Annotated in this window: 8 protein-coding genes; 2 read left to right on the top strand and 6 right to left on the bottom strand. The window is 61.4% G+C overall.

Features of this window, described 5'->3' with window-relative positions:
- Positions 1-8: 8 nt before the first annotated feature.
- From AC0L3S_RS38430 to AC0L3S_RS38450, 5 genes are read right to left on the bottom strand one after another with little or no spacing between them, the layout of a single operon-like run.
- The gene (locus tag AC0L3S_RS38430; protein WP_259219451.1) at positions 9-1,166 is read right to left on the bottom strand and encodes a M24 family metallopeptidase; all 1,158 of its coding nucleotides are present in this window, start codon (positions 1,164-1,166) and stop codon (positions 9-11) included.
- Between the two features lie 31 nt (positions 1,167-1,197).
- Entirely contained in the window at positions 1,198-2,226 is a 1,029-nt protein-coding gene (locus AC0L3S_RS38435; protein WP_456652733.1) for an ABC transporter ATP-binding protein, read from the bottom strand.
- Positions 2,227-2,266: 40 nt separating this feature from the next.
- The gene (locus tag AC0L3S_RS38440; RefSeq protein ID WP_259219449.1) at positions 2,267-3,070 is read right to left on the bottom strand and encodes an ABC transporter permease; all 804 of its coding nucleotides are present in this window, start codon (positions 3,068-3,070) and stop codon (positions 2,267-2,269) included.
- Positions 3,057-3,917, bottom strand: a complete 861-nt coding sequence (locus AC0L3S_RS38445; RefSeq protein WP_456652734.1) for an ABC transporter permease — start codon at positions 3,915-3,917, stop codon at positions 3,057-3,059. The genes AC0L3S_RS38440 and AC0L3S_RS38445 overlap by 14 nt, the downstream gene beginning before the upstream one ends.
- 32 nt (positions 3,918-3,949) lie before the next feature.
- On the bottom strand, positions 3,950-5,032 hold the full coding sequence (locus AC0L3S_RS38450) for an extracellular solute-binding protein (protein WP_259219447.1): 1,083 nt from the start codon (positions 5,030-5,032) through the stop codon (positions 3,950-3,952).
- Between the two features lie 253 nt (positions 5,033-5,285).
- Here AC0L3S_RS38450 and AC0L3S_RS38455 point away from each other — a divergent pair, with 253 nt between their 5' ends.
- Positions 5,286-5,969: a maleate cis-trans isomerase family protein gene (locus tag AC0L3S_RS38455; RefSeq protein ID WP_259219446.1), complete on the top strand. Its 684-nt coding sequence runs from the start codon at positions 5,286-5,288 to the stop codon at positions 5,967-5,969.
- 8 nt (positions 5,970-5,977) lie between these two features.
- Complete coding sequence (locus tag AC0L3S_RS38460; protein WP_259219445.1) at positions 5,978-6,688, top strand: GntR family transcriptional regulator; 711 nt, start codon at positions 5,978-5,980, stop codon at positions 6,686-6,688.
- Positions 6,689-7,238: 550 nt separating this feature from the next.
- On the opposite strand, the gene AC0L3S_RS38465 is transcribed toward AC0L3S_RS38460, so the two are convergent.
- On the bottom strand, positions 7,239-7,538 hold a 300-nt coding region (locus AC0L3S_RS38465), incomplete at its 5' end, for a CoA-transferase (protein ID WP_473285087.1).

Consider the following 7,538-nt stretch of genomic DNA (forward strand, 5'->3'; position numbering starts at 1 on the left):
CCTGCCGGCTATCTCGCGACCACGCGCAAGTCTCGTGGATAATCTGTCAGGTATTCGGACCCGGTCTTGGTGACGACGATTGAGTCCCCGATCCTGGCGCCAAGCCGGCCGTTCAGGCTGATGCCGCCGTCCACGGCAAAGGTCATCCCGGGCTGCAGGATGGTCTTGTCTCCCTGTTTGAGTTCGGGCGCCTCGAGATAGGACATGCCAATCGAGCGCCCGGTCCGATAGCCAGTGGAATAGCCGCGCGCAGCGTAAACCCGGTTGGCGGCTTCGGCGATGCTCTCGGCGGTGACGCCTGGACGGATTGCGGCGATCGCCGCCTGCTGCGCATCGATCGCCGCTTGCTGCACCAAGCGCGCCTCATCAGACACTTTGGAAATGAAGAACATGCGGTCGAAGCCGAGCTTGTACTGCTTGAACTCCGCCATGTTGCAGAAGCAGAAATAGACCGGGTCGCCTTTCTCTAGGCGCTTAACACTAGCGCGGCGGTGAACCATGGAGGTGTCGCGGCCGGATTGCATGATCTGCAGGTTGTGGATCAGCGGTGAGACAAAGGCTTCCCAACCCTTCGACGTCAAGAAGCTCGCCGCCTTGCGAGTCCCGGCGTTGATGATAGCCAGGGCGGCCTCGTATTCCGGCGCCCCCTCGGCGAGCGCGCCTTCCGCTGCCGCCATCATTGCTCCAGCGATGGCACCAGCGTGGCGCATGACCGCGATCTCTTCGGGGCTCTTGATCATCCGCATGGTGCCCAGGATTGGGCCGACATCGCACAGCGGGACGCCTGGATGACTCGCGTCGAACCAATTCCGCACCACCGCCGGCATAATCGCGATCTCGGTGGCCACGCGGCCCGGCGTAGGGCCCAGCGCGCGCGCCAGCACGGTTTCCCAGCGATCGGCTCCTGCATCTTCCCATGTCATGATGTCCTCGACCCAGGTCATTGCCGAAACCATCTCGCTTTCCATCAATGGGGTTACGACGACTGGCGCGGCCTCGGGCCGAAGGATGAGGAAGGTGGGCCGGCCGAATTCCAATGAGAGATAGCCCCAGAAGCCGGCGAGATAAGCGATTGAACTTTGGTTGGTGAGGACGGCGACATCGATGCGCTCTTCTTTCAGGCGCTGTTGAAAGACGCGGGTTCGCTGGCGGGCTTGGTCGAGCATGGTGATTTTCCCTGCAATGACGCTTTGAGGCTCAGGTTTCAGCCGTAAGGAGGTGGGCATCCTCGGCATTCCAGCCGAGGCGCACGCTGTCGCCCGGGGCCACCCGCGCATGAATGACCGGATCGGCGCTGCTGACGAGCATGCGCTGACCGATAGCATGGACGTTGAAGCGCACCTGATGGCCGAGGAAGGTGCGGTCGAGGACAATTCCCTCGATGCACTGGTCGGCGGTTTCCCCGAGCTGTAGAAACCTTATCCGTTCCGGAGGGACCGAGACAGTCGTACTTCCGCTAGGGCCTGGGATTAGGTTGGTCTCACCTAGGAAGCCCGCAACAAAGGCGGTGCGCGGACGGTGATACACTTCGAACGGGCTGCCGATTTGGACGATGCGCCCCTTATTCATGACTGCAATGCGGTCGGACATCATCATGGCCTCGTCCTGGTCGTGAGTGACGAACAGGATCGAGACGCCGGTCCGTTTCTGGAGTTCCTTGATCTCGATCTGCATGGCTTCGCGCAGCCGGCGGTCAAGCGCACCAAGGGGCTCATCCAGCAGCAGGGCGTCCGGCTCAAAGACCAGGGCACGGGCTAAGGCGACGCGTTGCTGCTGCCCGCCCGACAGCGCGCGTGGCTTCCGGTCGGCGAAATCGGCAAGCCCAACCTTCTCGAGCATCTCGCGGGCGCGTCGCGCACATTCGCTAAGGGGGAGGCCGCGCATCCGCAGTGCGAACTCGACGTTCGCCTTCACGGTCATGTGCGGGAACAGGGCATAACTCTGGAACACAACGCCGAAATTTCGTCCGCTCGGCGGAAGACGCGAGACGTCGCGGCCGTCAACCCGGATTTCGCCGACGCTCGGCTGCTCGAAGCCGGCGACCATCATTAGGGTGGTCGTCTTGCCGCAGCCACTCGGCCCCAGCAGCGTCAGGAATTCGCCCGTCTCCACTGCGAACGATACGTCTTTGACAACCTCGGGGCCGGCACCATAGCTCTTCTTGACGGCAACCAGTTCCACGCGCCCGGAGCTACGCTTGATAGAGGGGGACGTGCTTTCCGACATGATTTCTGGTCTTCGCATCAACATTTCGGTCGGTCCAAGTTCAATTGTCGGGGGTTGTGCGACTACGGCGGGCGACGCAGCCCCGGGCGAGCAGAGCAATTGCGGCCAGGGCGACGAGCAAGGTCGCGATCGCTGCGATCCTCGGCGTCAGATCGTATTGAATACTAGTAAACATGCGCACCGGCAGCGTTGTCGCCTCGGGGCTTTGCAGAAACAGCGCGATCACCACTTCGTCGAACGAAACGGCGAATGCGAAGAGCGCTCCCGCCAGCACCCCCGACCGGATCGCCGGCCAGTAGACGTGGCGCAGCATCGAAAGTGGACGCGCTCCGAGGCTGCTGGCGGAGCGCGCCAACGCCGGATCCAGCCCGGCTAGGACAGCCTGCACGGTCACGAAGACGTAAGGTGTCACGAGCAGGCTGTGCGCGAATCCGATCTTGACCCAGGCTGCCAGGAACTGCAGCGGGACGAAGAACAGATAGTCTGCAAGGCCCAGCACCACTAATGGCATCGCGATTGGCGCCAGAATGATACTGACGACAACGGCGTTCCCGCGGAAGCGCCGGCCCTGTAGAGCGATGGCAGCACAAGACCCGGAGAGGCAGGCAACCATCATCGCGAGCAGCGCAACTTTCAGAGAGACCAACGTCGAGGTGATCCACTGCTCATCCTCAAAGTAATCGGCGAAGGCGTGGATCGAAATCCATTCTGGCGGGAACTGGATCATCTGGCCCTTGGTCAACGCCATGGGAATGATGATCAGGCTGGGCAGCAGCAGATAACCGCCGATCGCCAGGGCTGCGCCGAATAACACGGGACGGCTTAGCCATTCAAACCGCCCCATACTGCCCCTCTCGCGGAACGCGCTGATAGGCGATCACCAGAATGGAAACGCTCGCAATCATCAGCATGGCGAGCGCGGCCGCACTGCCGAAGTCGACGATCTTGTGGGCGTAGAAATCGACTAGGTTGGCGACCATCATATCCCCCGGGCTGCCAAGGATAGTTGGCGTAATGAAGAAGCCGGTCGACACGATGAAGACAAGCAGGCCAGCTGACAGTACGCCCGGCAGGCTCAAGGGCAGTATCACGACGCAGGCTGCACGACTGAACGAGGCTCCGAGACTTTGCGCCGCGCGAATCAGCCGCCAGTCGATTGCGGTCAGCGTCGCGTAGATCGGGAAGACGGCGTAAGGTAACACGTAATGCACCAAGCCGAGGATGACGGCGAAGCGGTTGTGCAGCAGCGATATGCCGTCGGTGTCGACGCCGAGCGCCTGCAGCCCGTTCAAGACTACGCCGTTGTCCTGCAGCAGCGCCGCCCAGGCGAAGTTTTTGACCAGCACGCCGGTCCAGAACGGCAGCATGACTAGGCCGAGCAGCACTGCCCGGAGCACCGGCGTCGCCCGCCACATCGCTGCAGCATAGATGTAAGCCAGGATGAGCGCGACCACCGTCGTGGTCGCGCTGATTGCGACGGTGTTTTCGATCACGCGCCACAGCACCGGCGTCTCGAGTACGTTGCGAAAGTGGCCGAGGCCCCCGGCCAGGCTGGTCTTTATGATCAAGGCGAGCGGCGCCAGCATCAAGAGGCCATACAGCACGGCGATCGGCAGCAACAGCAGACGGCGATCCGCACGCGAGGGCAGCCCCCGCCACCGCGCGGCCGTCGTCTCAGCCGCCTGACCCAAGTTGGCCATCCGGCCTGCCTCCCTGCACCTTGTCAGATCAACTGCCACTGCTTGAACTTGAGCAGGGTCTTCTCGAGATTTTGCGCCCACCAGGTATCGCTCTTGACGAACACCTTGCCCTTCAGCTTCGGACTGGTCGGCAGGGTGTCGGCGAGGTCGGCAGCCACCAGCTTCAGCGCGTCGGCATTCGTGCTGGTGTACGTCGTGAGCTTCATGAATTCGGCGGCGGCCTGATCGTCGGTAATCATGTGGTTGATTAGGCGAAAGGCGTTGTTCGCGTTGTGTGAAGTCTTCACTACCCCAAGATAGTCGCCGCTGACGCCACCATATTCTGAGGTGAAGCCGATCTTGGCGCCGCTGCGGCTGGCTGGAATGACGCGCCCATTGAAGGAGCTCGCCAGAGTCACTTCGCCTGAGCTCAGCTGCTGGATCGGCTCCTGGCTGGTGTTGTGCCAGATGATGTTGCGCTTGCCGAGGCGCTCCAGGCTTTTGAAGGCGCGATCGACATTCAAGGGATAGAGCTGGTCCATGCCGACGCCGTCAGCCAGCAGCGCGGCCTCCAGCGCGCTGCCGTCGCTGATGTTTGCGCTCAACGACCGCTTGCCCGGATACTTCGCTGTATCCCAGAATTCGGCCCAGGTCTTCGGCGCCTTGTCATCGGGGATCCTTCGCTGGTCCCACGCCATGACGAATAGGAACAGGGCATACTTGATACCGTGCGTACTCTTGCAGTCGGCGGGGATCTTCGCCGTATTGACCACACCGGTGTCCAACGGCAGCAGCAGATCTTGCTTCACCGCAACTTCATATTCCGGCCCGGTCAGCTCCACGATGTCCCATTGGGCCGGATCGATCGAGGCCTGCAACTTTGCGAGCGCCAGCGACGCATCTGCACCGAGGGAAACCTTGACGCCGGTCTTCTGCTCGAAGTCTTGGAGGAAAGCCTTCGTGATGTTGTCGTTGTAGGGTCCGCCATAGCAGGCGAAATTTACCGCCTCGCTGGCGGCAAGCGCAGCGCCGCTCCAGCGGGAGCCGAGTCCGGGCAGAGCGGCGGCACCTACGAGTGCCTCGCCTAGGAACCAGCGGCGCGAAACCTCACGAGTCTCTATTGACATGCGCACTCTCCTGCTGGGGGCGGCCCGCGCCTTTTAGCTGCTGCAAGGAAGGTGTATACACCATGCGCGGCGTCATTGGCAAGTTCCGTCTTTTTGCCACTTTCTTATTGCTCGTCTGATATTGGTGTATCCACCCTGGCAGAACAGTAGGAAGGAAGCGCCAATGCCGCCCCAGTCAGAAGCTCCAGTAACCCGGCCAGCCGGTGCCATTAGGTTCGATCGCAGCCGTCACCACCGTGCCAAGATCGGATTCGTGCTGCTCGCGACCGAGCAGACGATCCAGGATGACGTGATGAAGCTCCGGCCTGACGGTGTCGGCATCCATTTCGCCCGTGCAGCCATTCCCGACAGCATCACCAGCGCAACCCTCGCCGCCCAAGCCGAGCTACTGGCCGATTGCGCCTCGACCCTGTTGCCGGACGGCAGCCTCGACGTCATCTGCTATGCCTGTACCTCTGGGAGCATGGTGATTGGCGAGGATCGGGTGGCCGCGGAGCTGAAGAAAGGCGCGCCCAACGCGCGGCCGACCAGCCTGATCACCGGCGTCATCCGCGGCTTGCAAGCGATGAACGCGCGTCGGATCGTTGTCGCGACTCCCTATCTTGATGAGATCAACGACTGCGAGGCGGCCTATCTGCGGAAGGCAGGATTTGACGTGCTGGCGGTCGCCGGACTGAATCTGGAGAAAGATAGCGATATGGTACGGGTCGCGCCCGACTACATCGCGGAGTTCGCCCTATCCATGGACCGGCCTGACGCGGATGCGATCTTCGTCAGCTGCGGTGCGCTGCGCACCCTGGATGTCGTGGGGCAGATCGAACAGACGGCGGCCAAACCGGTGATCGCCAGCAACCAAGCTATGATTTGGGACACACTCCGGCTTGCCGGCATCCAAGATCGCATCGCCGGCCACGGCCGCCTGCTGATGGAGCACTGATCGACGCCATGATGGATTCCGTTGAAGAGAGGAGCGGCAAGCGGGTCGCAACAGAAGCGATCTATGAGACGCTGCGCGACCGCATCTGCTTGCTGCAATACCCGCCGGGCACGATCCTGAAGGAGGCGGAGATCGCGGCCGAATTCGGCGTCAGCCGCACGCCTATCCGCGGCGTGCTGCAGCGCCTGATCTTCGGCGGGCTGGTCGAATCCTGCGACGGCATCGGTACCATCGTGACTTCGCTCGCGCTCCCAGAGCTACGCGACATCTATGAGGTGCGCCTGAAGATCGCCGAGATGATTGGCCATCTCTCGCCCAATCCCTGCACACAGGCGCAGATTGCCCAAGCTGCCCTGCTGCGTGCCAGGGCCAAGAAGCTAACTGAGACCTTCGAGCTCATCGAATACTGGAAAATCAATCACGATCTTCACTTCCTGATCGGGGGCCTGATCGGCAACGCGGCGTTGCGCCAAATGTGGGATCATTTTTATTTCCAAGCCGCACGGATCTGGTATTCCCTGGCTCAGGAATTCGCTGCCGAAGCATCTGCATCTCTGGTGGATGAGCTCGCGGAAGTGGACAAGGCAATGAAGGATGGCGACATAGTTGCGGTCGGCTATATTGAGCGCAATTACATCGCCTTCGGGTTGAGAAAGGTGAATGCGCACTTCAGCCAAAGTCCTACCACGAAGCTGGCTTTACTTAAGCGCCGGCCGTAAGCTTGCCTCACGCAGTGAGGCTGTGAAGGACGGGCTTGGCCGCCTTGCACCATTCGCGTACTCTCGACGGTTATCCCCGGATGGATGGCATGGTTGAAAATTCGATCGATCAGCGGGGAAGACGTTCCCGCTCACTGAACTAGCTGGGCCGTGATCATCGAGCGCCGCTCAACGCGCTGTGATCACTTCGAAGAGCACGTTTGTTTCGGGCTGATTGTAGGAGACTCACAGGCAATCTCGTCGGAAGCGACAGCTCGCGCCAGGCGGATTGCAAGCGCTCCAGGAATCGGTGGTGTGCTCAACCAATCCGCGCCAGCCATTAACTAGCGCAAGCCATCGCTATCCTGAGATGGCATTGCCCTCTGATGAACCGAATAGCAACACGTTCGGAAAACCTACACGCTGTAATCTCGACCGTTCTTTGAACGGGCCGATAAGGACCAATCGAGCTCGGCGAGCGACTGGGGGCTTTTCGAGTACCTCTGGCCCCTCTGATGGACGGCGCAACGACGGTTGCAATCGCGCACAGCGAGGCGAATTAGACCCAGCTTTACTTCAGTGCGACGCGAAATTCGGCCTCGGTCTTGGCCTTGACCTCGTCGAGCGAGACGCCGTCGGCGAGCTCGATCAGCGCCATGCCGCCGCTGCCGTGCTTGTCGATGGTGAAGACGGCCAGGTCAGTCACGACCATGTCGACCACGCGCTCGCCGGTCAGCGGCAAATTGCACTGCTTCAGGAGCTTTGGACCGTCCTTGGCCGAATGCTCCATCACCACGACCACGCGCTTGACGCCGGCGACGAGATCCATCGCGCCGCCCATGCCCTTGACCATCTTGCCGGGGATCATCCA

This window comes from Bradyrhizobium sp. Ken01, assembly GCF_055807355.1.